24 protein-coding genes are annotated in these 25,378 nt (G+C 60.9%); 15 read left to right on the forward strand and 9 right to left on the reverse strand.

Annotation, left to right across the window (positions count from 1 at the left end; genetic code table 11):
• Nucleotides 1-9: 9 nt before the first annotated feature.
• On the reverse strand, nucleotides 10-1,680 hold the full coding sequence (gene gcbA, locus M9827_RS01715) for a diguanylate cyclase GcbA (protein WP_250603003.1): 1,671 nt from the start codon (nucleotides 1,678-1,680) through the stop codon (nucleotides 10-12).
• Between the two features lie 425 nt (nucleotides 1,681-2,105).
• On the opposite strand from gcbA, the gene M9827_RS01720 reads away from it, so the two are divergent.
• The 7 genes from M9827_RS01720 to M9827_RS01750 all read left to right on the forward strand — a co-directional run bounded on the left by M9827_RS01720 (nucleotide 2,106) and on the right by M9827_RS01750 (nucleotide 9,817).
• Nucleotides 2,106-3,173: a DUF2333 family protein gene (locus M9827_RS01720; protein WP_250603004.1), complete on the forward strand. Its 1,068-nt coding sequence runs from the start codon at nucleotides 2,106-2,108 to the stop codon at nucleotides 3,171-3,173.
• Nucleotides 3,174-3,176: 3 nt separating this feature from the next.
• Nucleotides 3,177-3,734: an NUDIX hydrolase gene (locus M9827_RS01725; RefSeq protein WP_250603005.1), complete on the forward strand. Its 558-nt coding sequence runs from the start codon at nucleotides 3,177-3,179 to the stop codon at nucleotides 3,732-3,734.
• Between the two features lie 338 nt (nucleotides 3,735-4,072).
• The gene (locus tag M9827_RS01730; RefSeq protein WP_007914613.1) at nucleotides 4,073-4,444 is read left to right on the forward strand and encodes a translation initiation factor Sui1; all 372 of its coding nucleotides are present in this window, start codon (nucleotides 4,073-4,075) and stop codon (nucleotides 4,442-4,444) included.
• Nucleotides 4,445-4,663: 219 nt separating this feature from the next.
• Nucleotides 4,664-6,577, forward strand: coding sequence for an arginine decarboxylase (speA, locus tag M9827_RS01735; protein ID WP_250603006.1), 1,914 nt, complete (start codon nucleotides 4,664-4,666; stop codon nucleotides 6,575-6,577).
• Nucleotides 6,578-6,810: 233 nt separating this feature from the next.
• A complete protein-coding gene (locus tag M9827_RS01740; RefSeq protein WP_250603007.1) occupies nucleotides 6,811-8,145 on the forward strand; it encodes a type VI secretion system Vgr family protein in 1,335 nt (444 codons plus the stop codon).
• Nucleotides 8,142-8,936, forward strand: coding sequence for a DUF4123 domain-containing protein (locus tag M9827_RS01745; protein WP_250603008.1), 795 nt, complete (start codon nucleotides 8,142-8,144; stop codon nucleotides 8,934-8,936). The genes M9827_RS01740 and M9827_RS01745 overlap by 4 nt, the downstream gene beginning before the upstream one ends.
• Before the next feature lie 17 nt (nucleotides 8,937-8,953).
• Nucleotides 8,954-9,817: an alpha/beta hydrolase gene (locus M9827_RS01750; protein ID WP_250603009.1), complete on the forward strand. Its 864-nt coding sequence runs from the start codon at nucleotides 8,954-8,956 to the stop codon at nucleotides 9,815-9,817.
• Here M9827_RS01750 and M9827_RS01755 read toward each other — a convergent pair.
• On the reverse strand, nucleotides 9,811-11,160 hold the full coding sequence (locus tag M9827_RS01755) for an MATE family efflux transporter (protein ID WP_250603010.1): 1,350 nt from the start codon (nucleotides 11,158-11,160) through the stop codon (nucleotides 9,811-9,813). The genes M9827_RS01750 and M9827_RS01755 overlap by 7 nt on opposite strands.
• A 213-nt stretch (nucleotides 11,161-11,373) precedes the next feature.
• Nucleotides 11,374-11,667: a hypothetical protein gene (locus M9827_RS01760; protein WP_007914623.1), complete on the reverse strand. Its 294-nt coding sequence runs from the start codon at nucleotides 11,665-11,667 to the stop codon at nucleotides 11,374-11,376.
• A gap of 245 nt (nucleotides 11,668-11,912) precedes the next feature.
• On the opposite strand from M9827_RS01760, the gene M9827_RS01765 reads away from it, so the two are divergent.
• From M9827_RS01765 to M9827_RS01785, 5 genes are all read left to right on the forward strand, one after another.
• Nucleotides 11,913-12,215 (forward strand): MazG-like family protein, encoded by a 303-nt coding sequence (locus M9827_RS01765; protein WP_150706235.1) that lies wholly within the window; start codon nucleotides 11,913-11,915, stop codon nucleotides 12,213-12,215.
• Nucleotides 12,215-12,964, forward strand: a complete 750-nt coding sequence (locus tag M9827_RS01770; protein WP_250603011.1) for a methyltransferase — start codon at nucleotides 12,215-12,217, stop codon at nucleotides 12,962-12,964. The genes M9827_RS01765 and M9827_RS01770 overlap by 1 nt, the downstream gene beginning before the upstream one ends.
• A 12-nt stretch (nucleotides 12,965-12,976) precedes the next feature.
• Complete coding sequence (locus M9827_RS01775) at nucleotides 12,977-13,591, forward strand: DUF4136 domain-containing protein (protein WP_095047366.1); 615 nt, start codon at nucleotides 12,977-12,979, stop codon at nucleotides 13,589-13,591.
• 55 nt (nucleotides 13,592-13,646) lie between these two features.
• A complete protein-coding gene (locus M9827_RS01780) occupies nucleotides 13,647-14,204 on the forward strand; it encodes a DUF4136 domain-containing protein (RefSeq protein ID WP_250603012.1) in 558 nt (185 codons plus the stop codon).
• Between the two features lie 204 nt (nucleotides 14,205-14,408).
• On the forward strand, nucleotides 14,409-16,406 hold the full coding sequence (locus tag M9827_RS01785; RefSeq protein ID WP_250603013.1) for a pilus assembly protein TadG-related protein: 1,998 nt from the start codon (nucleotides 14,409-14,411) through the stop codon (nucleotides 16,404-16,406).
• Here M9827_RS01785 and M9827_RS01790 read toward each other — a convergent pair.
• Together M9827_RS01790 and M9827_RS01795 are read right to left on the reverse strand one after the other, a co-directional pair.
• Nucleotides 16,403-19,156, reverse strand: coding sequence for a PAS domain-containing sensor histidine kinase (locus M9827_RS01790; protein WP_250603014.1), 2,754 nt, complete (start codon nucleotides 19,154-19,156; stop codon nucleotides 16,403-16,405). The two genes, M9827_RS01785 and M9827_RS01790, sit on opposite strands and share 4 nt — an antisense overlap.
• Nucleotides 19,153-19,596, reverse strand: a complete 444-nt coding sequence (locus M9827_RS01795) for a TadE/TadG family type IV pilus assembly protein (protein ID WP_250603015.1) — start codon at nucleotides 19,594-19,596, stop codon at nucleotides 19,153-19,155. The genes M9827_RS01790 and M9827_RS01795 overlap by 4 nt, the downstream gene beginning before the upstream one ends.
• 75 nt (nucleotides 19,597-19,671) lie before the next feature.
• Here M9827_RS01795 and M9827_RS01800 point away from each other — a divergent pair, with 75 nt between their 5' ends.
• The 3 genes from M9827_RS01800 (at nucleotide 19,672) to M9827_RS01810 (ending at nucleotide 22,458) form a co-directional block, all read left to right on the forward strand.
• Nucleotides 19,672-20,142, forward strand: a complete 471-nt coding sequence (locus M9827_RS01800; protein ID WP_250603016.1) for a prepilin peptidase — start codon at nucleotides 19,672-19,674, stop codon at nucleotides 20,140-20,142.
• 126 nt (nucleotides 20,143-20,268) lie between these two features.
• Nucleotides 20,269-21,057 carry a response regulator gene (locus M9827_RS01805; protein WP_250603017.1) on the forward strand — a complete coding sequence of 263 codons (789 nt, stop codon included), beginning with the start codon at nucleotides 20,269-20,271 and terminating at the stop codon, nucleotides 21,055-21,057.
• 1,038 nt (nucleotides 21,058-22,095) lie between these two features.
• Nucleotides 22,096-22,458, forward strand: coding sequence for a DUF6124 family protein (locus tag M9827_RS01810; protein WP_250603018.1), 363 nt, complete (start codon nucleotides 22,096-22,098; stop codon nucleotides 22,456-22,458).
• A 118-nt stretch (nucleotides 22,459-22,576) separates the two neighbouring features.
• Here the strand turns inward: M9827_RS01810 and M9827_RS01815 are convergent, their stop codons facing one another.
• Genes M9827_RS01815 through M9827_RS01830 form a run of 4 tightly spaced genes read right to left on the reverse strand, consistent with a single transcriptional unit; the run spans nucleotide 22,577 to nucleotide 25,376 of the window.
• The gene (locus tag M9827_RS01815; RefSeq protein WP_250603019.1) at nucleotides 22,577-22,849 is read right to left on the reverse strand and encodes a DUF3613 domain-containing protein; all 273 of its coding nucleotides are present in this window, start codon (nucleotides 22,847-22,849) and stop codon (nucleotides 22,577-22,579) included.
• A 10-nt stretch (nucleotides 22,850-22,859) separates the two neighbouring features.
• A complete protein-coding gene (locus M9827_RS01820; protein ID WP_250603020.1) occupies nucleotides 22,860-23,582 on the reverse strand; it encodes a tetratricopeptide repeat protein in 723 nt (240 codons plus the stop codon).
• A gap of 23 nt (nucleotides 23,583-23,605) precedes the next feature.
• On the reverse strand, nucleotides 23,606-24,490 hold the full coding sequence (locus tag M9827_RS01825) for a type II secretion system F family protein (protein ID WP_250603021.1): 885 nt from the start codon (nucleotides 24,488-24,490) through the stop codon (nucleotides 23,606-23,608).
• Between the two features lies 1 nt (nucleotide 24,491).
• The gene (locus tag M9827_RS01830; protein ID WP_250603022.1) at nucleotides 24,492-25,376 is read right to left on the reverse strand and encodes a type II secretion system F family protein; all 885 of its coding nucleotides are present in this window, start codon (nucleotides 25,374-25,376) and stop codon (nucleotides 24,492-24,494) included.
• Nucleotides 25,377-25,378 lie beyond the last annotated feature (2 nt).

Below are 25,378 nucleotides of genomic sequence, written 5' to 3' on the forward strand. Positions count from 1 at the left end.
GCGGTTCTGTTACAGGGTTATGACCGAATCAGTGGATTCCGATGAAAAAGTGGCACTTTGCTTTGAGTCCCGCGCGGTCTGCACGCGATTGCGCCCGGCACCCTTGGCGCGGTACAGCGCTTCGTCGGCCTGACTGGCCATCATCAGGCTGTCGCAGTCATCGTGCATTTCCACCACGCCGGCACTGAAGGTGCACCACAAATCCTGCGGCTGCGCCGGGTAGTGGATCTCGGCGAAGCGCTGGCGGATCTCGTCGAGGACTTTGTGCGCGGCTTCTATATCGGTGTCGGGCATGACGATGGCGAACTCTTCGCCGCCGTATCGGCCAATGAAATCGGTCTTGCGCAAACGCTGCTTGAGAAACAGCGCGAGGCTCTTGATCACCCGGTCGCCCATCGGGTGGCCATGGCTGTCGTTGACGCGTTTGAAGTGGTCGATGTCGAGCATGGCAAAGCTCAGCGGCTTGTTTTCGCGGCGGGCGCGGAACGAGCAGTCTTCGAGCAATTGCAGAATATGCGTGTGGTTGTACAGACCGGTGAGGCTGTCGCGGACCATCCGTGCTTTGAGGTTGCGCGCGCGGGCGGCGCGGTTGCGCACGGTGGTGATCAGGTGACGCGGTTTGATCGGTTTGGTCAGGAAGTCATCGCCGCCTTCGCTCATCGCGTCGAGCTGCTTGTCCAGATCGTCCTCGGCCGACAGATAGATGATCGGCACGCTGACATAGCGATCGTTGTGGCGGATCACTTTGGCCAGTTCGGTGCCGGTGCAGGCCGGCATGTACATGTCGAGGATGATCAGGTCGGGCTGGAAATCGGCCAGTTCGGCCATCGCCTGAATCGGTTCGATCAAGGTGCGGGTGACGATCCCGGCGCTGTTGAGCAGGCGCTCGGTGTGCAAGGCCTGCGCGCGTGAGTCGTCGATGATCAGCACTTTATAAGGTTCGTACTGGGCGACGCAGGTGAGGACTTCGATTTTTTCCAGCAGGCTCGAGGCTTCGAGGGTGCCGGTGAGGAATTCCTGGCCGCCGGCGCGCACGGCGGCGAGACGGGTCGGCGTGTCGGTTTCATGCAGGCTGAAGAACAGCAAGGGCAGCGGCTCTTCCAGACCGACCTGGGCTTCAGCGGCGAGCTTGAGGCCGACACCCGCACCGCTGAAGTCCACGTCCATGACGATCGCCGCTGGCAGACGTTCGACCATCGATGAGCGAAAGGCCGAAACACTGTCCAGCGCCTGCGCGCTCAGACCAAAGAACTCCAATTGTTTGGCCAGGCGTTCGGCGCGGTCGTGATCCTGCAGCATCACATAGATCGGTTTGCGCAGTGGCGGCAGAAAGGTCTGGTCGAGCTGATCGCCATGGCGCAGGCCGGTGCGCGACAGCCGCTGCATCAAGCGATTGAGGTCGGTAATCAGGCCGCTGCTGAGGCGGCCGCGATTGGCGTCCACCGCTTCCAGCGATTGACCGATATGGCGCGCAAGCTGGGTATGTTCGGGTTGTTCGAAACGCTCGGCAAAACGCAGCAGGCGCAGGTTGGCCTCGCTCAATTCGGCGAGGTCGACAGTGGACCACTCACTGCGTTGCAGGCGCTGCCATATCTCAAGAATCTGACGTGCCTGATGAATTACCCGCTGGGCAAAGTGGTGCTTGAGACGCTCACGGCTGGGGTCTTCTGGCTCGGTCATATCCTGACTACTAGTTAGGCTGCATGCTGAGATCGACTGGTGGCTCTATGCTAGCACCTCTTTTCCCTTACACGAGTGTCGTACGTCAATAATCTGCAGTGCGTCACCATTCAGTTTCTGACCGGGCGGTTTTGTTTTTGACCTCGGTGTCGGTCAACTCCCCGTCAGTCGGGCATTTGGGCGGAAAATACGCGGGGCGAGATGCGTGCTTTTATCCGCGCGATGCTTGAGTTCGCCAAGGGGGGGCATGGGCCTGGTATCCGTTTGGCTGAGGTGCGGGCATCGGGGAATCCCCTAGTGATCGTCGAAGCGTCATTCGCCCACATGATTTGCGGCTTATCTTTACGCGCGGGTGCCCGGCCTTGGCACGTTGTTGTATGGTTGTGGTCGAACCGTTGAACCCAAGTGATTGAAAGGATATCGCCATGCTGGACTGGAAAAACCGCGCGGGCAGCGCGCCTGAACGTGCCGCCGAGCCCAAGTCGGCCACCCGCAGCTATGTCGGCGGATTGCTGTTCAGCCGTGCATTGGCCACGCTGATCGGCATCTACCTGTTGGTGACCATTGGCCTTGGCTGGTACTGGAGCCAGGAGCCTGCGCTGTTTCCGGTCGCGCAAAACGCTCAAGTGGCGGCCGAGAAGGAAGGCAAGCAGATGGTGATCGGCTACACCACCGTCGAAACCCTGAAGACCGTTGCCGGCACCTTGCTCAACAAACCGGGTGGCTACATTTCCAACGACCGTTTCCCGCCGGGCCTGTGGATGGACAACACGCCGAGCTGGGAGTACGGCGTACTGGTGCAGGTACGTGACCTGACCCGCGCCTTGCGCAAGGACTTCGCCCGTTCGCAATCGCAGTCGGCCGAAGATGCCGATCTGGCCAAGGCCGAGCCGCGTTTCAACTTTGATAACAAGAGCTGGATCCTGCCATCAAGTGAGTCGGAATATCAGGAAGGTATCAACTCGCTGAGCCGTTACCAGGCGCGCCTGTCCGATCCAACCCAGAAAAACGCACTGTTCTACTCCCGTGCCGACAACCTGAACAACTGGCTCGGCGATGTCGGTACCCGTCTCGGCTCGCTGTCGCAGCGCCTGTCGGCCAGCGTTGGCCGGGTCAAACTCAACACCGCGCTGAAAACCGAAGTGCCAGCCATCGGCGAAGTGCCGCAGGTTGACGAGGAAGTCGTCGAGACTCCGTGGATGCAGATCGACAACGTGTTCTACGAAGCACGCGGTCAGGCCTGGGCGCTTTCGCACCTGCTGCGCGCCATCGAAGTCGACTTCGCCGATGTGCTGGCGAAGAAAAACGCCACGGTCAGCGTGCGTCAGATCATTCGTGAACTGGAAGCCTCGCAGGAACCGGTCTGGAGTCCTATGATTCTTAACGGCAGTGGCTTCGGCGTGCTGGCCAACCACTCGCTGGTCATGGCCAACTATATTTCCCGGGCCAACGCCGCGGTGATCGATTTGCGTCAACTGCTCAATCAGGGCTGATTCATGAGTCAGAACGCCAAAGAGGCGGCCCACCGCGCCGCCTCGGATGCCGAACAGATCGCCTGGGTCGACGAGCAGGACAACCTGCTCGGCGCGCTCGTCCGCGCCGATTTGCGCGAGCGCGGGCTGATCGGGCGTGGCACCTACATCATGTTGTTCAATTCCGCCGGTGAGCTTTGCGTGCATCGGCGCACCTTGAGCAAGGCGATTTATCCCGGCTACTGGGACGTTGCGGCGGGTGGCATGGTGCAGGCCGACGAGACCTACGCCGAGTCGGCGGCCCGTGAACTGGAAGAAGAACTGGGCGTCAGCGGTGTCGAGCTGACGGCTCATGACCATTTCTACTTCGAGGACACCGGCAATCGACTGTGGTGTTCGGCGTTTTCTGCCGTGTGGGACGGCCCTCTGCAACTGCAGCCGGAAGAAGTCCTGGAGGCACGCTTCATTCCCGTGGAACAGGTGTTGCTGGAAATCGAGCAGAAGCCTTATTGCCCGGACTCTCTGGCCGCTTTGAAGCGCTATCTGAAGGCGCAGCAAAGCGACGTCGCAAAGAACATATAAATTGGCGCCGATTGGCACTTAGCAATCGGGATTTTTGCCGTTACACTGCGCGACCTTTTCAAGCTGCACCGGTACGGTTTGATGTGGGCCTGTTGGCCGTCACGACGTGAGCCTGTAGGAGCTGCCGAAGGCTGCGATCTTTTGATCTTGCTTTTATCAAGATCAGAATCAAAAGATCGCAGCCTTCGGCAGCTCCTACATTGAATAGTCGTGAAGTTCGACAGTTCCGTACGAATCTGTATCGGTGCAGTAGCGCTGCCCCTGCCTGAGTGGGGCTTCGCGGTCGCTGACCTTGCCCAAGGTTGCGATCAGTCTTTGTCCTCCCGAGAGGATTGCCGGTGGCCAAAAAAGCCGCATCCTTCGCCGCCCTGGGCGGCCTGGTATTTTCCACCGACGCAGGTCGTCATTGCCCGGAATGCAGTAAGCCGGTGGACGCCTGTATCTGCAAACAAACCGTGATCCCGGCCGGTGACGGCATTGCCCGTGTGCGTCGCGAGAGCAAGGGCCGTGGTGGCAAGACGGTGACCACCATCACCGGCGTGCCGCTGGCCGAAGACGCGCTCAAGGAGCTGGCGACAACGTTGAAGAAACGTTGCGGCACTGGCGGGGCGTTGAAAGACGGGATCATCGAAATCCAGGGCGATCATGTCGAGCTACTCTTGGCTGAGCTGATCAAGCACGGTTTCAAGGCGAAGAAGTCCGGCGGCTAGCAGCCTCTGTGAAAACCACCTGCGGCTTGATCCGGCGCTGAAACACTTCAGATCCGGCGTCGTCTCCATGGTTTTCACAGAGCCTGTTCATGACCGGTTTCTAAACTCCACGCAGTCAGTGCGGTCTACCGCCGCGCTGACGAACCGTCATTTTCATTCTTTAGACTGCGCCGGCCTGAGATCAGGCGACGCACTATGACTTCTTTATAGGGGACTTCGATGTCCGTACGACGCACACGCAAAGACGATGGCAGCCAATGGACAGTTGCGGACAGCCGCAGTGTTTACGGGATCCGCCATTGGGGGGCCGGGTATTTCGCGATCAATGACGCCGGTCGCGTCGAAGTTCGTCCGAACGGCCCGAGCAGCTCGCCTATCGACCTGTTCGAGCAAGTCGACCAACTGCGCAAAAGCGGTTTGTCCTTGCCGTTGCTGGTTCGCTTCCCCGATATCCTGCAAGACCGTGTTCGCCAGTTGACCGGTGCCTTCGACTCGAACATCGAACGCCTGGAATACCAGAGCAAATACACCGCGCTGTACCCGATCAAGGTCAACCAGCAAGAAGCGGTGATCGAGAACATCATCGCCACCCAGGACGTTTCCATCGGTCTGGAAGCCGGCTCCAAGCCTGAGCTGCTGGCCGTGCTGGCACTGGCGCCGAAGGGCGGCACCATCGTCTGCAACGGTTACAAAGACCGCGAATTCATCCGCTTGGCGCTGATGGGCCAGAAGCTCGGCCACAATGTGTTCATCGTTATCGAGAAAGAATCCGAAGTCGGTCTGGTGATCGAAGAAGCCGCCTCGCTGAAGGTCAAGCCACAGGTCGGCCTGCGCGTGCGCCTGTCGTCGCTGGCCTCGTCGAAGTGGGCGGACACTGGCGGTGAAAAATCCAAATTCGGTCTGTCGGCGGCGCAACTGCTGTCGGTGGTCGAGCGTTTCCGCGCGGCAGGCCTGGATCAGGGCATCCGTCTGCTGCACTTCCATATGGGTTCGCAGATCGCCAACCTCGCTGACTATCAGCACGGCTTCAAGGAAGCGATTCGTTACTACGGCGAGCTGCGCAATCTCGGCCTGCCGGTCGATCACATCGACGTTGGCGGCGGTCTGGGTGTCGACTACGACGGCACGCACTCGCGCAACGCCAGCTCGATCAACTACGACATGGACGATTACGCCGGTGTCGTGGTCGGCATGCTCAAGGAATTCTGCGACGCGCAGAGCCTGCCGCATCCGCACATTTTCTCGGAAAGCGGCCGCTCGCTGACCGCGCACCACGCCATGCTGGTGGTGCAGGTCACCGACGTCGAGAAGCACAACGACGAAATCCCGCTGATCGAAAACAAGGAAAACCTGCCGGAAACCGTGCAGTGGCTGGTTGACCTGCTCGGCCCGACCGACATCGAAATGGTCACCGAAACCTACTGGCGCGCCACCCACTACATGAGCGACGTGGCTGCGCAGTACGCCGACGGCAAACTGACCCTGGCCGAAAAAGCTCTGGCCGAGCAGTGCTACTTCGCCGTGTGCCGCCGCCTGCACAACTCGCTGAAAGCGCGTCAGCGTTCGCACCGTCAGGTGCTCGACGAACTCAACGACAAGCTGGCCGACAAGTACATCTGCAACTTCTCGGTATTCCAGAGCCTGCCGGACACCTGGGCGATCGATCAGGTCCTGCCGATCATCCCGCTGCACCGTCTCGACGAAGAACCGCTGCGCCGCGCGGTGCTGCAGGATCTGACCTGCGACTCCGACGGCAAGATCAACCAGTACGTCGACGAGCAGAGCATCGAAACCAGCCTGCCAGTCCACGCTTTGAATGAAGGCGAAGACTACCTGCTGGGTGTTTTCCTGGTCGGTGCCTATCAGGAAATCCTTGGCGACATGCACAACCTGTTCGGTGACACCGACTCGGTGAACATCTACCAGAACGCCGATGGCAGCGTGTACCACGCCGGGATCGAGACTCACGACACCATCGAAGACATGCTGCGTTACGTGCACTTGTCGCCGGAAGAACTGATGACTCACTACCGCGACAAGTGCGCCAGTGCCCGCATCAGCGCCAGCGAGCGCACGCAATTTCTCGATGCCTTGCGTCTGGGCCTGACCCGCTCCTCCTACCTGTCTTCCTGAGGTCAGGTGGCGATCTTGCCGGGTTGTCTGAATTTTTCCTGAGCGTTGCGGAAAATTCGGATGATCCGGTGGGATATCTCCCAAAATCTTCGCGAAATGCTTGGCATTCCCGGCCAGCAAAGTCATCCGGTCTGCTTTTCGCGTAGGTCATTTCCTAAGTTGTACTTCAGCTCTCTACTCGGCCATGGCTCTCGGCGAGAATCCCCGGCCGCCCCTCCTGTAGAGATCCGCCCATGTTCGATCCAGTCAACGAGTCGTCCTTTCGTCTCGATGTAGCGGGCCTGTCCGACCCCTTCGAAGTCCTGGCCTTTACCGGTAGCGAAGCCCTCAGCGAATCCTTTGCGTTCGAGATCGATGTGCTGATCGACGATCCGCACCTGGATCTCGCCGGCCTGCTATACCGTTCGGCGTTCCTCTGTTTCGGGCCGTCGGGGGAGGGCGTGCACGGCCAATTGCAGAGCCTTGTCCAGCATGAACACGTAGAGGGTTCGAGACTGAGCCGGATCCGTCTGCGGCCGAAACTCGATTGCCTCGCGCTGCGCTTCAGCCAGCGCATCTTCAGTGGCCGTTCGGTGCCGCAGATCATTGAGCAAGTGCTCAGGGAGCATGGCATTGTCGGTGCCCAGCGCCGCTTCGATCTGTCCGCTGAATACCCGGCCCGGACGTTCTGCACGCAATACCGCGAGTCCGATCTGCAACTGCTCCAGCGCTTGTGCGCGCAGGCGCGGATTCACTATTACTTCGAACACGACCGCGACCGGCACTGCCTGGTGTTCGCCGATGATCCGGCGCAGTTGCCCTTGGCCGGTGCCGCACGCTATCAGTGCGGGGAGGACGGGCAAGATGCCTCTCCCGCGTTACGGCAATGGCAATTGCAAAGTGCAATTGAACCCGGTTTGTCGGGAGTGCAACGGGCTCAAGGCCAGAGTGATCTGGTCGCGTTGCGCAGCGGTCACTGGCTGCGATTGGCCGGTCATCCCTTCGCCGCATGCAATCGGCCATGGTTGCTGACACGCATTGAACATCGTGCCGATCTCTCCCATGAACCTTCGTACGTCAATCGCCTTTTCGCTGCGCTGCAGTTGCCGTGTGCAGCACCCTCGCGCCTGCGCATGCACAGCCTGCAACGGGCCTGGGTGGTGGCGGTCGATGAGCCGCAGCCTGATCGGATGCGCCCGGTGGCGGTGCAATTCGACTGGCTCTATCAGGGCGAAGGGGCTGCTCCGAGTCATTGTTGGCTACCGCTTGCGCCGTCCCTGGCACAGGTGTCCATGGCGGCGCTGAGTGAGGGTGTCGAGGTGGTGGTGAGTTTCTTCGAGGGGGATCCGGATCAGCCGATGATCAGCGGTGTGCTGCAGCCGCCATCCGCCGTTGCCGACACCGATGATGCCCTGCCGTTGCCTCTGCCAGACAGCCTGGTCAGTGACGGCTTGCAGCAACTGCTGACGTGCGGTGAACCGTTGCTGCTGTTGTGCCTGATCCCCGGTGGCGGCAGTTTCAACCATTGCGCTCAATCGGTGTGCAGTTGTCGACTGGTCACCGCGCTTGAACAGAGCGGCGCAACATGAATGGCGCGGCGCTTGAGCCCACGGCGCAGTGGCTGTTGCTCGATGGCCCGGATGCACCGCAGGCCTTGTTGACCCTGCACCGGGCTTTTGCCGATGTGCAGTGCTTCAGCCTGTTCGAAGGCACGGAGTTCGAACCGGTCAGCGAGCACGGCCCGGTGTTGATCGAGCTGCGTGACTGCCCGGCATTGGCTGCGTTGTGTCACAGCGATCCGAATACCTGGCGCGGGCTGTTGCTGGGCAGTGAGGTTTCGGCGCAACGACTGCTGAGTCACTTGCAGCGCATGCTGACGGTGTCGTTCGGATTGAATCATCGGGCTTTGCTCAGCTATTACAACCGGCAGACCGCGAGCTATTTTTTCGATGCCTGCGATGCTGCTGAGCTGAGCCGCTGGCTTGGGCCGATCCGTCAGTTGCGCTGGTTCGGTGGCACTTGGGCCGACCGGGCCATTGGCAGTCTGGGCTGGCAGCAGTTGCGCAATCCGGGGCTCGCCGTCGAGCCGCTGAGCATTGAACAAAGCCTGACGCGGCGCCAGCGCGAACGCCTGCAAACCTGCCTGCTGGAGCAGCATATCTGGCGTTGGTGCCAATCGCTGGGAACCGATTACGCGACGATGGCCTCCCATGTCCAACAAGGCCTGGCGCTGGGATTCAGCGACCGCACCGTGCTCGATGGCTGGTTATGGCTACGCTTGCTGCATCCGCGAGCCGTTCTGGTGCCACCACCGGTGGGGCTCACCCAACAGCAGCGGCTTGACCACGTGCGGCGCCAGTGGCGCGGCGATCAATCCTGAGGCGAGGTTCGGCGCGTATGGCAGGTTTCTTCCGGCAAGGGGTGGGCATCGTATTGCTGCTGGTGCTGAGCGGTTGTTCGCCGGTGCAGGTGCTCAATGCGCTGACTCCGGACAGCACGTACGACAAGACCGTGGGCATCGCCTATGGCGACGACCCTCGGCAGAAGCTCGACGTGTATGTGCCGCATCAGCCGATGCCCGGTGCGCCGGTGGTGGTGTTTTTCTATGGCGGCAGCTGGAACAGCGGTTCACGCGTCGACTACCGTTTTGTCGGCGAAGCGCTGGCGTCCAAGGGGATTGTCACGGTGGTGGCGGATTACCGCTTGTATCCACAGGTGCGCTATCCGCTGTTCCTGCAAGACGGCGCGCGTGCGGTGGCGTGGACCAAAGCGCATATCCACGCGTTTTCCGGCAACCCGCAGCGTTTGTATCTGATGGGCCACAGCTCTGGCGGATACAACGCGGCGATGCTCGCGCTGGACAGCCAATGGTTGGCGGCGGTGGGCATGTCGCCCACGGATGTACAGGGCTGGATCGGTCTGGCCGGCCCCTATGATTTTCTGCCGATCAAGAATCCCGAGGTACGCCCGGTGTTCTTCTGGCCGGACTCGCCGCCGCAATCGCAGCCAATCAACCATGTCAGTCGCGGCGCACCGCCTGCGCTGTTGATTGCGGCCAGCCGGGATGATCTGGTCAACCCGACGCGCAACACGGGAGGCCTTGCGAGCAAGCTGCGTGAGGCCGGTGTGCCGACACAGGACTTGTATTACGCGCGGCCCAGCCACATAACCCTGGTTGCCACACTGTCGCGGCCATTGCGGCAACTGGCGCCAGTGCTCGACCAAGTGGTCGGATTTATCGCGCGCACGCCGACTCAGTGAACGCCGCCAGTGAACCAGCCACCGTTGCGCTTGAGCCACCAGGCTTGCGCACCCAGGGTCAGGCTGCGCACCACCATGAACAGCAGAAAAGTTATCCACAACCCGTGATTGCCCAGACCCTGCAGCGCCCAGGCGAACGGCAATAACAGCACCACGGTGATCAGCATGCCGTTGCGCATTTCCCGCGCGCGGGTGGCGCCGATGAACAAACCGTCGAGCAGATAGCTCCAGACCGCAATCAGCGGCAACACGGCGAGGTAGGGCAGATAGACGAACGCGGTGTCGCGCACGCTCTGGATGTCGGTCTGCATCTCGATGAACAGGTGCCCGGCCAGCAGAAACAACAGGGCAAAGCCGAGGCTGGCGATCAGTGACCAGCCGCCCGCGACCACCAGCGAACGGCGCAGGGCCAGACGATCACGGGCGCCGATGGCGTGTCCGCACAAGGCTTCGACGGCATGGGCCAGACCGTCCAGCGCATGCGCGGTGAGCAGCAAGCCATTGAGCAGCAGCGCGTTGGCGGCTACCGTCGAATCGCCCAACCGCGCGCCTTGCACGGTGATCAGGAAAAACACCGATTGCAACGCCAGGCTGCGGATGAAGATATCGCGATTGACTGCCAGCAACGGGCGCCAACTCTGCCAGATGCTCAGTGCTGCCCAGACAATGTGCCCCGGGTACGCCCGCAACGCCTTGCGGGTCAGCAGCAGACCGAGCAGAGCGCCGCTCCATTCGGCAATCACCGAGGCCCGCGCCGAACCGACCACGCCCCAGTCCAGGCCAATGACGAACCACAGATTGAGGACGATGTTGATCAGGTTGGTGCTCAGCAGAATCGCCAGCGGCGCTCGCGCGTTCTGTGTGCCGAGGAACCAGCCGACCAGTGCATAACTGGCCAGCGCCGCTGGCAGGCCGAACAGTCGCGTGTGGAAGAAGTCCCGGGTGAGCTGATCCAGCTCCGCCGACGGTTGCATGAAGTGCAATGCGATCCCGCTCAACGGCACACCCAACGTGCCGAGAACGAGGGCGAGCCCCATCGCCAGCAGCAAGCCCTGCAACAGAATCTGACGCAGCGCTGCACCGTCGCTGCGGCCGGCCGCCTGTGCAGCAAACCCGGTGGTGCCCATGCGCAGAAAACCCATGGCCCAGGCGAGAAAGGTGTACAGGCTGGCGCCGACCGCCACCGCGCCCAATTGATGGGCGTGGGGCAAGTGGCCGATGACGGTGCTGTCGACCAGCGCCACCAGCGGCACGGATATATTGGACAGAATCATGGGCGCGGCGAGTGCCCAGACCTTGCGGTGCGTCGGGCGGTCGCGCCAGTCGGCGATCAGAGTGGACATGCGGGCTCCTTGGGAGCGGTATTGTAGCGGTAGAAGCTACCCTCATCGGAACGCCGCCCGCCCAGCCCTCTCCCGGAGGGAGAGGGAGCTGATCGCTGTCGTTTTCAAACCTGTGTTCGGCGCGGTATCGCAAGTCGGTGTACTTCTAGAAAACACCGCGGTCAGTCCCCTCTCCCTCCGGGAGAGGGCTAGGGTGAGGGGCTCTTCAAGCGGTCAATGAATAATCCAGCTCAACAACCACAACCCCAGCAACAACCAGATGATCCCGGCAATGATCGACGCATTCATGAACGCCCGAATCGCCGACCACAACAGCATCAGCCCGACAATCAGGGCGATGATGCTGATGATCGAGGTGTCCATCCCCAGTGTCTTGGCCAGCCCGTCGACAAAGTTGCCACCGGCATTGCTCAGAATGTTGAACAAGCCACTGAGGCCATCGACGATAAAACGGATGACCGAACCGAGCGCCTGCCCTAGCCATTCGAAAAAGCTTTCTACCTGCATGTGTGCATCCTGATGAAAGAGCTGAGCCTTGGGCCACAACGCGGGTGGCCGAGTTCCCTGCATGATAGAAGGTTTGCACTCATTCTGTGTGGGAGCGAGCCTGCTCGCGAATACGGTGGATCAGATAACTGATGGGCTGAGTGACACACCGCTTTCGCGAGCAGGCTCGCTCCCACATTAGATCACCTGCGCCGCTTGCCTTTGGTGGGTATCCCCCCGAAGCTATACGCCTTCAGGAGAGCCCGATGAACCTTGTTGAACTGACCGAACGCCTGCACGCCATTCGCGACCGCAATGACTGGCGGCAATTTCACAGCCCGAAAAACCTCGCCATGGCGGCCAGCGTCGAGATGTCCGAACTGGTGGAAATCTTCCAGTGGCTGACGGAAGACCAGTCGCGCCAGTTGCCGGCGGAGAAGCTCGCCCATGCCGGGCAGGAAGTCGGCGATATCGTCCTGTACTTGTTGCTGCTGTGCAGCGAGTTGGGGCTGGACATGAATGAAGTGGTGCGCGCCAAGCTCGCCGACAGCGAACGGCGGTTCAGCTGATGAGCGACCGGCATTTCGATCAGTTGGCGACGCGCTTCGCCGAAAAAATCTACGGCGGTGCCAAAGGCGCGATTCGCCTCGCGGTGTTGCAGGCCGACCTTATCGAGGCGCTGCCGGATCGTCCGTTGCGCGTTCTCGACATCGGTGGCGGCCTTGGCCACATGTCGCTGTGGCTGGCCGAGCGCGGCCATGACGTAACCTTCACCGAGCCCGCCGCACCGATGCTCGACGGCGCGCGCCAGCGCTTCGCCGACGCCGGGCAAACCGCAACATTCATCCAGGCGCCGTGGCAGGAACTGCCCGGCCAACTCACTGAACCGTACGATCTGGTGATCTGCCACGCTGTACTCGAATGGCTCGCCGAACCCCACGCGATCCTGCCGGTGCTGCATCAACTCACCAAGCCCGACGGCTGGTTGTCGCTGGCGTTCTACAATCGCGACGCGCTGATCTACCGCAACCTGCTCAAGGGCCATTTCAAGAAGATGCGCAAGAACAGCCTGGCCGGGGAAAAGCAGAGCCTGACCCCGCAACAGCCCCTCGATCCACGGGAATTGGCTACGCAACTCGAAGGGCTGTGGCAGGTCGAAAGCCAGAGCGGGATCCGGGTTTTCCACGACTACATGCCGGTGGAGTTCCAGGCACGCGCCGAACTTGCGGATTTGCTCGAGATGGAGCTCGCTCACCGCCGTCACCCAAGCTTCGCCGGGCTTGGGCGCTACTTGCACTGGATCTGCCGGCCGATCTGATCGGAGCGCGACATGAAAGCTCAATCCGGGTTATTGCTGATCTGTCTGGGGTTGGCTGCCTGCCAGGGCAGCAACCCCTACGTGGCGCAGTCGCGGCCCCTGCCGCCGGCGCCAGCGCAAGCCGCCACCACCTTCGACCGTAGCGCTTACCCGGCGCCACCGCGTGACTACGGACGCTATCGCAGTTGGGCCTGGCTCAACGGGCAGTTGCCGCCGGGTACGGCGTGGGCGGACTCGGCGCAAGTGGCCGAAGCGGTGAGCAATGCCCTCGATCAGCGCGGTTTGCGACCGTTGCACGACAACCGCCCGGCCGACCTGTTGGTCAGCGCCGATCTGCGGCTGGAAACGCGTTTGCGGCAGGTCCAGGACGACTACGGTTATTACGGCGGCGGATACGGCGGCTATGATCGCTACGGCCGCGGTTACGGCATGTACAACACGGTGCCGATCGTGCGCACGTATTCGGAGCAGGTCGTGGTAGTGCAGGTCAATCTGTTCGACGCCGGCAGCGGGCAACCGGTCTGGAGTGCCAGTGCCGAAACCGCGAACAAGGGCAGCGAAATCGATCGCACCGATTCCATCCGCGAAGCTGTGGAAAAGGCCATGTCGGCGTATCCTCCGAGTTAGCTTTCTGCCAACGGGGAAGCTGCCGCAGGTTCATGTCTTCAACCGGAGAAAAACCATGTTCCGCCGTCTCGCTTTACTGGCCATGGCCGCGCTGCTCAGCGCCTGCGCCGCCAACCAGGTCAATCACGACTTCGATGCCAGCCGCGACTTTGCCGCCTATCGCAGCTGGAGCTGGAAAGACCCCGCCCTGCAATATCGCCCCGATGATCCACGAATCAAAAGCGACCTGACCGAGCAGCGCATCCGCCAGGCCGTCGCCGATCAACTCGACCAGCGCGGTTTGCGCCCGGCAGCGGCGGGGGCCAAGGGTGATTTGAGTGTGCAGACCTATCTGATTGTCGAAGATCGTCAGCAACAAGTGACGACCAATTACGGCGGTGGTTGGGGTGGCCCGTGGAATGGTTACTGGGGCGCACCGATGTACAACGAGACGCGCAACATCACCTACAAAGTCGCGACCATTCAGGTCGATTTGCTCGACGGCAAGGACGGCAAACTGGTGTGGCGCGGCAGCGATGAGCAAATGCTCGCCAACAGGCCGAATCCGCAGGATCGCAGTAACGCCATCCGCGAAACCGTCGGGCGGATTCTGGCCAACTATCCACCGCGCTGAATCTGTTCAGGAAAAACGGGAGCCCTTGAGCTCCCATTTTTTGGCCCTGCCACGCCCCCCTGTAGGCGCTGCCGAAGGCTGCGATCTTTTGATTTTGCTTTTTCGAGGCCAAGATCAAAAGATCGCAGCCTTCGGCAGCTCCTACGGGGGATTGCGCGTCTACACTCAGTTGCATCAATGGAGCTAGCGGCAAAGGAGTGCGCCATGTCGCCTCGTTCGCGATTCAACAGCCCGGCCCGGCAGCGCGGGGCGATTGGCTTGATGGCGGCGGCCACCCTCAGTCTGGCGGTGGTGATGCTGTTGTTGGTGGTCGACACCGGCCGCTTGTACATGGAACAACGCAAATTGCAGCGGGTGGTGGACAACGCCGCCCTCGAGGCCGTCAGTCGTGGCGGCGATTGCCTGCCGGGCCTGAGCGCCGCCAGTTACGCCGGGCAAAGCGCCGTGCGTAACGGCTATGTTGTCGACGCCAGCAACACGCTCGCCACCACGTGCGGCACCCTGGTGACCGCCGCCAGCGGTTTGCGCACATTCGCCGTGGACACCACGCAAATGGCTGCGGTCAAAGTCGTTGCCAGCCGCACGGTGATCACCAGTTTTGCCAGCGGCGTACAAGCCTTGTTCAGCGGTACACCGGTCAGCCTCAATACCACCCTCAATGCTACGGCGGTTGCCGCCAAACCGCAGCCGACAGTAGCGCAGCTGAATATCCGCAGCGCCTTGACGAGCATCGACACCGCCCGTTCGAACATTCTCAATCCGCTGTTTTCCGGGTTGCTCGGCGGTAACGTCAATCTCACCGCTCTAGGCTGGGACGGCCTGCTGAACACTGATATCAACTTACTGAAATACCTTGATCAGCTGGCGATCAATCTCAACGTCGCGGCCGGCAACTACACGCAGTTGCTCAATACCCAGGCCACGGTGACGCAACTGATTCAGGCCGCCGCGACGGTGGTGCAACTCAATGGTGCGACCGCCCAGGTGATCACTGCGCTGGGCCAATTGCAGGTGGCCGCGATCAACGCGGCGCCGGTCAAACTGGGTGACATCCTGCAATTGCAGACCGGGACCACGGCAGCAGGGCTGGACGCCAATCTGCAACTGCTGCAACTGATTCAGGGCGTGGTGCAACTGGCCAACAGCAAAAGTGCGGTGGCGGCGACCTTGCCAGTCAGCGTGCTGGGGCTGGCGAATGTCACGGTGCGGGTGAAAGTGATCGAGCCGCCGCAGTTTTCTGCCATTGGCGACCCGGCGCGAGCCAAGATCAACCCGACCGGGCCGGACCGGATTTATGTGCGTACGGCGCAGGTGCGTACGATGTTGTCGGTGAGTCTGCCGGTGTTGTCAGGGGTGACCGGCCTGACCAATGCCGTGCTGGGGCTGGTCGGTACATTGACCCCGACCCTCAATGCGCTGCTCAGTCTGAATCTGGTCGACACACTCAACTCGGTTGGCTGTTTGTTGGGGGCTGGGTGCGAGCAGCTTGATCCGAAACTGTTGCCGTCGCCGCAAATCGACATCGCGCTGGATGCCGGTGGCGCCAAGAGTTATGTCACCGATTACAGTTGCCCGACCGGGAGCACAGGCAGCAAAAGCCTGACGGCGCACACCATCACCTCCATCGCCGACCTCAAATTGGGCAAGATCGACGCGACCAACGCATTCTCCTCTTCCGCCGAACCCACGGTCACGCCGTTGCCGCTGGTCGATCTCGGCATCGTCACCTGCCGCAAGATTCTCGGCATCGGCAGTTGCGACCCTGACACCCATGTGCAATACGGCGCAGGCGGCATTGCGATCAAACTCGACACCAGCGTTGCGCAAAACACTCAGGATCTGGTGTTTTCCAGCGGCACACCGTTCGCCACCCCGGCCAACCTCAAATTGCCCCCGAGCGTGCTGCCCGCTGTGCCGACCAACAACATCGTCGGCAGCCTGTCGAACACCCTCGCGGGGATCAACCTGATCGTCTACAAACCGCAGGGCAGCAATCCATTGGGGGCCATCGTTACCGGCGTCGCCTCGTTGATCAGCGATGTCACCAGCAAATTGCTGCCGGTGGTGACCAGCCTGGTCAGTCCGTTGCTCGATCCGCTGCTGAACAACCTGCTTAAAGGTCTGGGCATCAACCTGATGGATGTCGACGTCGGCGCCAACATGACCTGCGGCCAGACCGGCAAGGCCTATCTGGTGATCTAGGCGTCCACGGCAACCGGCAACTCAATGCAGAACCGTGCGCCCTCCGGCGAGTTGCGCACGCTCAACTCGCCGCCCATGTTGTCGATGATGCCGTAGCTCACGGACAGCCCCAGCCCGGTGCCGACCCCGATCGGCTTGGTGGTGAAAAACGGCTCGAAGATCCGCTCCAGCAAACGCGGATCGATGCCGCCACCGTTATCCTCGACCCACAGCCGCACGCTCTGTTCATCGCGTTCGGCATAGATCGCAATCCACGGCTTGAAGGACGAGTCCGCCTCGCGTTTGCTCAGCAACGCATCCCGCGCGTTGACCATCAGATTGATCAACACCTGCTCAAGCTGATCGACGTAGCCACGCACTTGCACCTCGAACCCGGTCTCGCTGATGCGCAAGTCCACTCCTTTGCCGCGCATGCCTTCGGCCAGCAGCGACAGCGTGCCTTCAATGGCCGAGGCGGGGTTGAACAGTTGCTGCTCAATCTCCGAACGGCGGCCGAATACGCGCATGTGATCGACTACTTTCGCCGCACGCTGGACCTGCGCATCGATGCGCTTGAGCTTGTCGGTCAGGTAATCGACCTGCACATCGCCGTTGTCCAGGCGCTTGAGCACGTTGACGATGGCCATGCGCATCACGTTCAGCGGCTGATTGATTTCATGGGCGAGGCCGGTGGCCATTTCGCCAAGGGTGGCCATTTTCGCGCTTTGCGTGAGTTGCTGCTGCGAGCGGCGCACCTCGGTGTTGTCGCGGCCCACCGCTTGCACTTCGAGCAACTGGCCGTGCTCATCGAACACCCCGCGATCGGACCACACCCACCAGGCATGTTCTCTGCCGGGCAGTTGCAGGCTGATTTCCGCGGTGCTTACCGGTTGCTCCACGGTCAGTGCAGCGAGGCGCTGGACGAACGCAGTACGTTGTTCCTCAGACATCCAGCTGCCCAGATCGACCCCCGGCAGTTCCTCCGGCGTGCATTCCAGATACTTCGCCAGCGGCCGGTTGCCAAAGGTCAGAATCAGATCCGGGCGATAGCGACAGATCATTGCCGGCGAGTCCTCCACCAGAATCCGGTAGCGCTCTTCACTCGTTTTCACCTGTTCGGCTGCCTGGGTCGCCTCGGTGACGTCCAGCCACAAACCGACGGCTTCCACTGGCAGGCCGAGGTCATTGCGCAGCAGTTTGGCTTCATCAAGCAGCCAGTGGTATTCGCCGTGATGGTCGCGCAGCCGATAACGCGCGCGCACTGAACCTTCGCGTAACAGCTGACGGCTGCGGGCGAAATACAGGTCGCGATCGTCAGGGTGAATCATCTCGATCAGTGCGCCGTCGCCGCAATCGTCAAGGCTCCAGCCGAGCAAGGGTTGCAGGCTGGCACTGAAGAACGCCGGGATCAGCGCGCCTTCGTGGTACTGCTGGACGTAAATCACCGCCGGCGAACTGGCGATCAGGTTGTCCAGCCGTGCATGTGCGGCGGCAGCCCGTTGTTGCTGGTTCTGGATGTCGCTGATGTCGAGCATGAACCCGACCAGCCGGCGGTGCTCGCCGCTGCCAATCAGTTGGCCTTGCACGCGATACCAGGTGGGCGTCTGCTCGCTGTTGCCGTCGCGCAGACGCACCGACAGCGTCAGGGCTTCACCGTGTTGTTGCAGGGCCTGCAAACGGCTGCGCAACTCGTCACGGTCGGCGGGGTGGATTTGCCTCAGCCAGTCTTCCAGCGCTAATTCGCCAGGGCTCACATTCAGGGCGACGGCCAGCGCGGGCGCCAGTTGAATGTCGTTGTGGCCGGCGAGGATCTCCCACCAGCCGCTACCGAGCAGGGTTTGCAGCGATTCGATGCGTTCCAGTTGCAGGTGATGCTGCTGTTCACGCAGTCGTCCGAGCAGTGGCCCGGCCAGCGCGCCGAGCAGTGCCATCCAGTCACGCTCGGTCAGGTACGGCGCGGCGCTGTCCACGGGATAAAACCCGCAGAGCAGCCAGGCGACCACCCCCCGTTCATCGCTATACGGCACTGCGAAACCTTCGGCACTGCCAAACAGAACCTGCACTCGTGAGTGTTCATCCAGCCCCTGATGCGCGCCGACACGCTGCGGCGCGGCCCCGTTCAGGCTGTCCAGCGGTGTGCCCAGACGTTGTAGGTCGTGCCACAAATCTGGCGCAGTGTGGGCGCGATACTGGCGATAGATTTGCCAGCCCTGTTGCTCATCATCGAGCAAGGCCAGCGCCACACAGGGGATGTGCCAGCGCTGGGCGATCATTTGCAATTGTTCGCTGACGATCGCCGGCAAACGCGCCTGGCTGCACGCGCGCAACTGTTCGCTGATCTGCCCGGCCAGCAATTGGCAGGCATCGCGCTGGCGCGCTTGTTGGCGTTCGAGCAGCAAGTCCGCAATATCGATCAACTGCATCAGCCAGCCGTCGCCCAGTGGCTGAACCCAGCCACGCAAGTGTACGGTTTGCTCGCCCAGACCGAAGAAGTCGAGATCAAGCAAAAGTCCCTGCCACTCTCTCGGCCGACCTTCGATGGCCAGCGTGCTGTGGGGCAGCAGATAAGTGCTGAGTGGCAAGGGCTGACCCTGCGGTTTGAACTGCGCCAGCAGATGCCGCAGCGGCCCGGCCATTTGCAGCACGCCACCGGCATCGTTCAGATACAGGTGCAGGCCTGTTGCGGGTGAGCCGAGTGGGTCGGGCAGCTCATGGGCGGCGGGCGGTGTGCGTTTGAGCAAGCGCCCGAACAGTTTGTCTCCCGACGTCAAAATTGCAGGCTCGACGTGGCGGTCAGGTAGGCAGGCAGATTGGGCACTGTACCAACGACCGGAAGCACCAGAAACGGCATGACCTGATTCAACTTGCTGACCGGATAATCCACTCGCACCGTCAGCAGGCCTGATGCGCTGTATTGGGTGCTGGTATCAACGCCGATCACCAGATTGAAGACCGGCGGAATCCAGGACAATTGCTGGGTCAGCATGGCGTTCGCGGTGTTGAGCACGACCGTGGAATAGTTGGGCGTGTTGGGATCGACCGCGACACTGCGGCGCACCGCTTCGGACGTGGCCTGGTTGAACGATTGCATCATCACCATGGGCAGGCTGTAACTGACCAGGCCATAAAACACGGCAAAAAAGATGATGAACACCAAGGCGAACTCGATCGCCACCGCACCTTTTTGCGACTTGCGAAAGCCGTTTTTCATGAGTGCGTCTACCCTGACTGTCACTGCGTAGTATCAGCATAGAATCATTCCGCAAAAATGGACGGTTTTTACCGGATGCACAGTTTTCTTCTCCTGATCTGGCTGGGGCTATGCGCGGCGCAAGACGCCAGCCAGCGACGCATTGCCAATGGGCTGACCCTCGGTGCGGCGGCACTGGCGCTGATTTATCTGTTGTGGACCGGCAACACTTGGCTGGGCGCTGAGGCGGGGCAGGGCGGTTGGGCCTGCCTGATCGCGCTGGCGCTGACATTGCCCGGTTTTTTCATCGGCCGTATGGGCGCCGGCGATGTGAAATTAATGACAGCTCTGGGGCTTGCGACGGACGGTCTGTTCATTCTCGGCGTGTTTATTGGAGCGGGAATCGCGAGCGTGATCTGGCTGCTGCTTGCGCCAAGAGTCTGGCTCCATATGAGTCAAGGGCTTAGAGAACGTCTGCGATATCTGGCGCCAGATATGTCAAAAAAGTTGCCATTTGCACCGTTCGTGTTGGTGGGCGCAGTGTTCGTCATGCTTTGGTTTCATTAGTCGCTAAACGCCACTAGTTCTATGTACATAGTCCGAAAGTACGTCTACTTTCAAATGAACTGGTTATACATCCAAAGGCTGGCAGTACAGGAATGGTCAGCTTTGGCCTGGGACATGGAGTAGCACGTGAACAAGCTTACGTCTGCGGTAAAAGTACTCGTGGTCGACGATCAGCCGTTGATCGTGGAGGAGCTGTGCGAGTTTCTTGAAAGCAACGGTTATCGCTGTGTGCCGTGCGAATCCAGTCTGCAGGCGATCGAGCGTTTCAGTGAGGACGCGGAAATCGGTCTGGTGCTGAGTGATCTGCACATGCCGGACATGGATGGCATTCAGTTGATTCAGGCATTGCAGCGGCTGGCGGGCAAGCATCGGGCATTCGAGGCGATCATGCTCACTGGGCGTGCCGAGAAGCAGGATGTGATCAAGGCATTGCGTGCGGGGATTGCCGATTATTATCAGAAGCCGATTGATCTGGATGAATTGCTCGACGGGGTGCGGCGTCAGGAAGCGGCATTGCAAGAGCGGCAGAAGAATCTGCAATTGGGGCATTTGAATCAGAAGTTGCAGTTTCTGTCTGAGTCGATTGATGACCTTTATCAGGACCTGGACAAGGTGCGGCGTAGTCCTTCGGCGGTGGTTCGCGATGTGTTGGGTGGTGAGCCTGCTGAGGCTGAGTCGCAGGAGATGCCAGAGATTTTCAATCAGTTGTCGCCGCGGCAATTGGATGTGGCGCGATTGGTGGGCAAGGGGCAGACCAATTATCAGATTGCCTGTGAGTTGGGGATTACCGAGAACACGGTGAAGCTTTATGTTTCGCAGGTGTTGCGGTTGACGCATATGCATAATCGGACGCAGTTGGCTTTGGCTTTGTCGCCTAGTGCTTCGGCTTCTCGGCAGCGGGTTACGGCGCATTGACTTGGCGGCCTTTGGGCCGACCATGCTCTTGGGGTTTTGGGTGAATATCCGTTGCTGCGGGTGTTGCTGCTGGCGGTTCCGCTCTTACAGCGGGTCACTTTTTCAGACGCCAAAAAGTAACCAAAAGGCTGGGCCCCGGCGTTCGGCCCCTCGCTAGGGCTCGGGGTTCCTTCGTTCCGGGATCTATCCGGGGGCATCGCCTACGGTTTGCTTCGCTGCACCTCCTCTCGATGTGTTTGGCTTCGCCAAACGGTCGCTGCGCTCCCACCCCCGGATAAATCCCTCCACTCAGCCTGCCGAAGGGGCCAGCAGATCAAAAGCTGCAGCCGAGCTAACGCTCATCCTGTTGAGTGGTTAGGAGCGGGTGAGGGGCTTTTGATCTGTTTCAGAGTCTGAATTCGACTCGATATTTCATGTCGGCGTAGCTCTCCCAAACACCTCGGTCAGTCCCTCTCCCTCTGGGAGAGGGCTAGGGTGAGGGGCTTTTGATCTGTTTCAGAGTCTGAATTCGACTCGATATTTCACGTCGGCGTAGCTCTCACAAACGACTCGGTCAGTCCCCTCTCCCTCTGGGAGAGGGCTAGGGTGAGGGGCTTTTGATCTGTTTCAGAGTCTGAGTTCGACTCGGTCTTTCAAGTCGGCGTAGCTCTCCCAAACACCTCGGTCAGTCCCCTCTCCCTCTGGGAGAGGGCTAGGGTGAGGGTTGGCTTTTGGCTGTTTAAATGTGTGCCGGACAACCGGAACCTTCCCACATGGTTTTCAGGTTGTCCGTCGGACGTGCGCTCTTTAGTCTCTGGCTGTCGCTGAACACTCAGCGATCGGGCGTGAGAACCCGGCAATTTATGGTCATCAAGTCTTTGTGCACGCATAATCGCCGCCAGCTTGCCTGGCGTCTGCAATGTGTCATGGCGGCTGTGTGCGGGCAGACTTCGGTCTGGCCGGGTGTCCATAACCGGTATTCTCACCCCGCATACAGCTGCCACCTTTTGCCCCGTGAGAATGGCAGTGGGTGGCGGCAAAGACTTTGGAGTTGTTTCAATGGACAAACTGATCCCCGACCCACCCCACGAACCCATCACCCCCCTCGAAGAAGCCATCCGCGCCGACGACCTCGTCAAAAACCGCGAAGCCATCAAACGCGCGCTCGATTTCTACCTCTGCCCCGAACGTGCAAAGCCCCGGCAACCCAGCACGATGTTCCTCATCCACCCGGAAATCGATACCGAAAGCCTGCTCGCCCATGCCTGCGAATCCCTGGCCTCGGCCAACACACTGGCCGGTAACTTTGCCGATCAGCTTGGCCGGCCGGAGCGCAATACGGCACTGGCGATTCAGCAGATCGTCATGCTGGCTGAGCTGGCGGTGAATCGGGCATTGGATCGGGTCGATCCGCAGGCCTGATCCGCCAGGCACACCGCGTCATCGTTCTTCGCGAGCAGGCTCGCTCCCACAGGTGGAGTGCATTTCAAAAGGTGGGAGCGAGCCTGCTCGCGAAAGCGCTCGCAAGGTCACCACATCACTAATTCTTGCTCTCGATTTTCCCACCCGCATCCGGATCATAAAAATCCGGAATCTCATATTTGTACTTCTTCAACCAGCGCTGCATCGCCAAATCCCGTTCGGTCGCGGTCGCCGTTTGGGGTTTGGGTGAGGCGGCTTTGTTGCGGCTTTGCAGGACCAGCCAGCCTTCGGTTTCCTGTTGTTGCGCCGAGGCGGGGCCGGCGTCGATGGCGGCGGCGCTGAGGGGCAGGCTGAGCAGGATCAGGTAGCACAAGCCTTTGCGGGGATTCATGGCTGTCTCCTTATTTGATCGATGGTGGCAACGGGTCAGCGACGGCGGCCACTTGATTGCCGCTGGCGGGTTTGGCCTTGACCGGGGCTTTGAGTCTTTCCGCGCGTTGCTGGGCTTCGGTGAATTGTTCCGGGGTCAGTTTCGCGCGGCTGACGATTTCGGCGGCTTGTGGCCAGTCGTTCTGGTACAGCAGCAGGGTGACCATATTCAGTGTTGCCAGTTGGTTGTTCTGCTTGAGTTCGATGGCGGTGAGGAACTCGAAGCGCGCGTCGTTGAGGCGCAGTTGGTTGAGGTAGACCACGCCCAGGTCGTTGCGGATTTTTTCGTCGGTGGGGGCCAGGCGGGCGGCGCGTTGCAGGTGGGCCTGGGCCTGGCCGTTGTCGCCGCGAGCAGCGTAGAGCTGACCGAGGCCGTGTTCGGCTTCGGCGGTCAGGCAGCCGCCGAGCAAGCTGCGGTACAACGGTTCGGCTTCGCTACGGCCGAGCAGGCGGTAGACCTTGGCTTTGCGCAGGCGCACTTCGCTGATGTTGTCCGGCAGGCTTTGCAGGTTGGCCAGGCTGGCGTGCAGTTTGCCGTCGTTGGCCAGGTCATCCGCAAGGTTCAGGGCCAGTTCCTGCTCCTGAGTCATTTTGCTGCAACTGGTCGGTGACAGCAGCGCTGTCCAGGGTGCCTGGCCGTCGGTGGCGCAACCGCCGAGCAGCAACAGGCTTGCCATGACTATCAGTACTTTCATCAAACGCTCTCCATGAGCCAGGGTCAGTTTGCAAATGCCCGGGCAATGGCGGTGAAGCCCGGGCCGGCTAGGACGATCAGCAGTGCCGGAAACAGAAACACCATCATCACCACCGACATCTTCGCGGACATTTTCGAGATGTATTCCTGCAGGCGGGTCAGGCGCCGGTCATCCAGCAGTTGCTTGAGCGCCAGCAGCGACTTCATCGCGCCGCCGCCTTGTTGAATCAGTTGCTGGAGGATCACGCAGGTGTCGCTGAATTCGTCCACGGCGAGCATCACCGCCGCTTTGTGCAATTCCTGGCCGAGCTCCAGGCCGGAGTCGACACGGCTGAGGATCAGGCGCAGTTCGCTGGTCAGTTCCGGCAACAGTTTTTGCGCTTCAATGCTGAGTACGCGCAGGGCTTGTTCGACGGCCATGCCGGATTCGAAAAGGATGCGCAGCAGCGGAATGAACGTCGACACCTCCACCGCGATGGTTCTCTGGCGCCGTGCCGCAGCATAGGCGAGCAAGCGTTTGGGCAGCAGGTAGCCGCCGCCGGTGGCAAGCATCGGCACCAGCCAACGGTTTTCAGCCTGGGGGAAGAACACCTCTTGCAAAAAAATCGCCACGCCCAATGTCAGCAGTGGCGTGCCGATCTGGCAAGCGGCGTACAACGCCCGTTCATTGGCTCGGCGCCAACCGATACGGTTGAGCAGGGTCTGGGTTTCGCTGTCGATGCTCACCGAGCGCTGGCCGAACTTGCTGCTGCCGAGCGCGCGCAACCAACTGCCGAAGCGGTTCTCGCGCACCAGTTGTCCTTGCAGGCGCTGAGTGATCTGACGCACCCGGCGGCGCTCCATCAGCAGGTGATTGATCACCAGCATCAAGGCGCCGAGCAGCAACATGAGAGCCGCGAGCCAGACCATGTCAGACGCTCCGTAACATGCGCCACAGCGCGAGGCTGCCGACCACTTGCAACACGGCGGCGCTGATCAACATCTGCTGACCACTGGCGTCGTTCCACATCCCGAGCATGTAGCCGGGGTTGGTCAGCATGAAGTAACTCACCAGCAGCAGCGGCAATGAGCCGAGCACCCACGCGGTCATGCGCGTTTCGCCGGTGAGGGCGCGCAGTTGCCGGGCACCCTGGTCGCGTTCGCGGATCAGTTTGATCAGGTTCTCCAGCAGCTCGCTGGCGTTGCCGCCGTAGCGATGATTGACCTTCAGGCCGAGGGCGAACATGCGCAGCTCGTCCTGTTCATACAGCTCGGCGAAATCACTGACCGCGTCGGGCAGGTTCACCCCCAGTTGCACGTTGCGCTGGACTCGGCCCATGGCTTTTTTCAACGGATCTTCGCTGGCTTCAATACCGCCCATGACCGCGTCGCTCAGGGTACGCCCGGACTTCAGACTGCGTACGGTGTGATCGAGCAACTGCGGCAACTGCTCGATCATGCGTTTGATCCGGCGCCGATAGAGCACGGCGATGTACAGCCGCAATGCCAGTGGCGGGATGAAGATCATCAGCAGCAAGCCGATCCAGTCGGCAATGAAAAAGCCCAGCGCCATCGCCAGTGCCCACAGACTCAGCCACAGGCCGAAACGCTCGGTCGGGCGGCCCAGTCCGGCGCGCAGAAACATCCGTTCCAGTCCGACCCAAACCGGCTTTTCAGGCGCCTGTTGCGGTTGCCCGGCGGCGAGTCGGTTGAGGACTTTTTCCGTGGCGGTCTTGCGCAGTCCCTGCAAGAACAGACGAATCGACAGCCCCAACAGCGTCAGGCAGATAGCAATGAGAATGATCGGTACCAGCATGC

Origin of the sequence: Pseudomonas sp. AKS31 (genome assembly GCF_023634765.1) — a bacterium.
Classification (GTDB): domain Bacteria; phylum Pseudomonadota; class Gammaproteobacteria; order Pseudomonadales; family Pseudomonadaceae; genus Aquipseudomonas.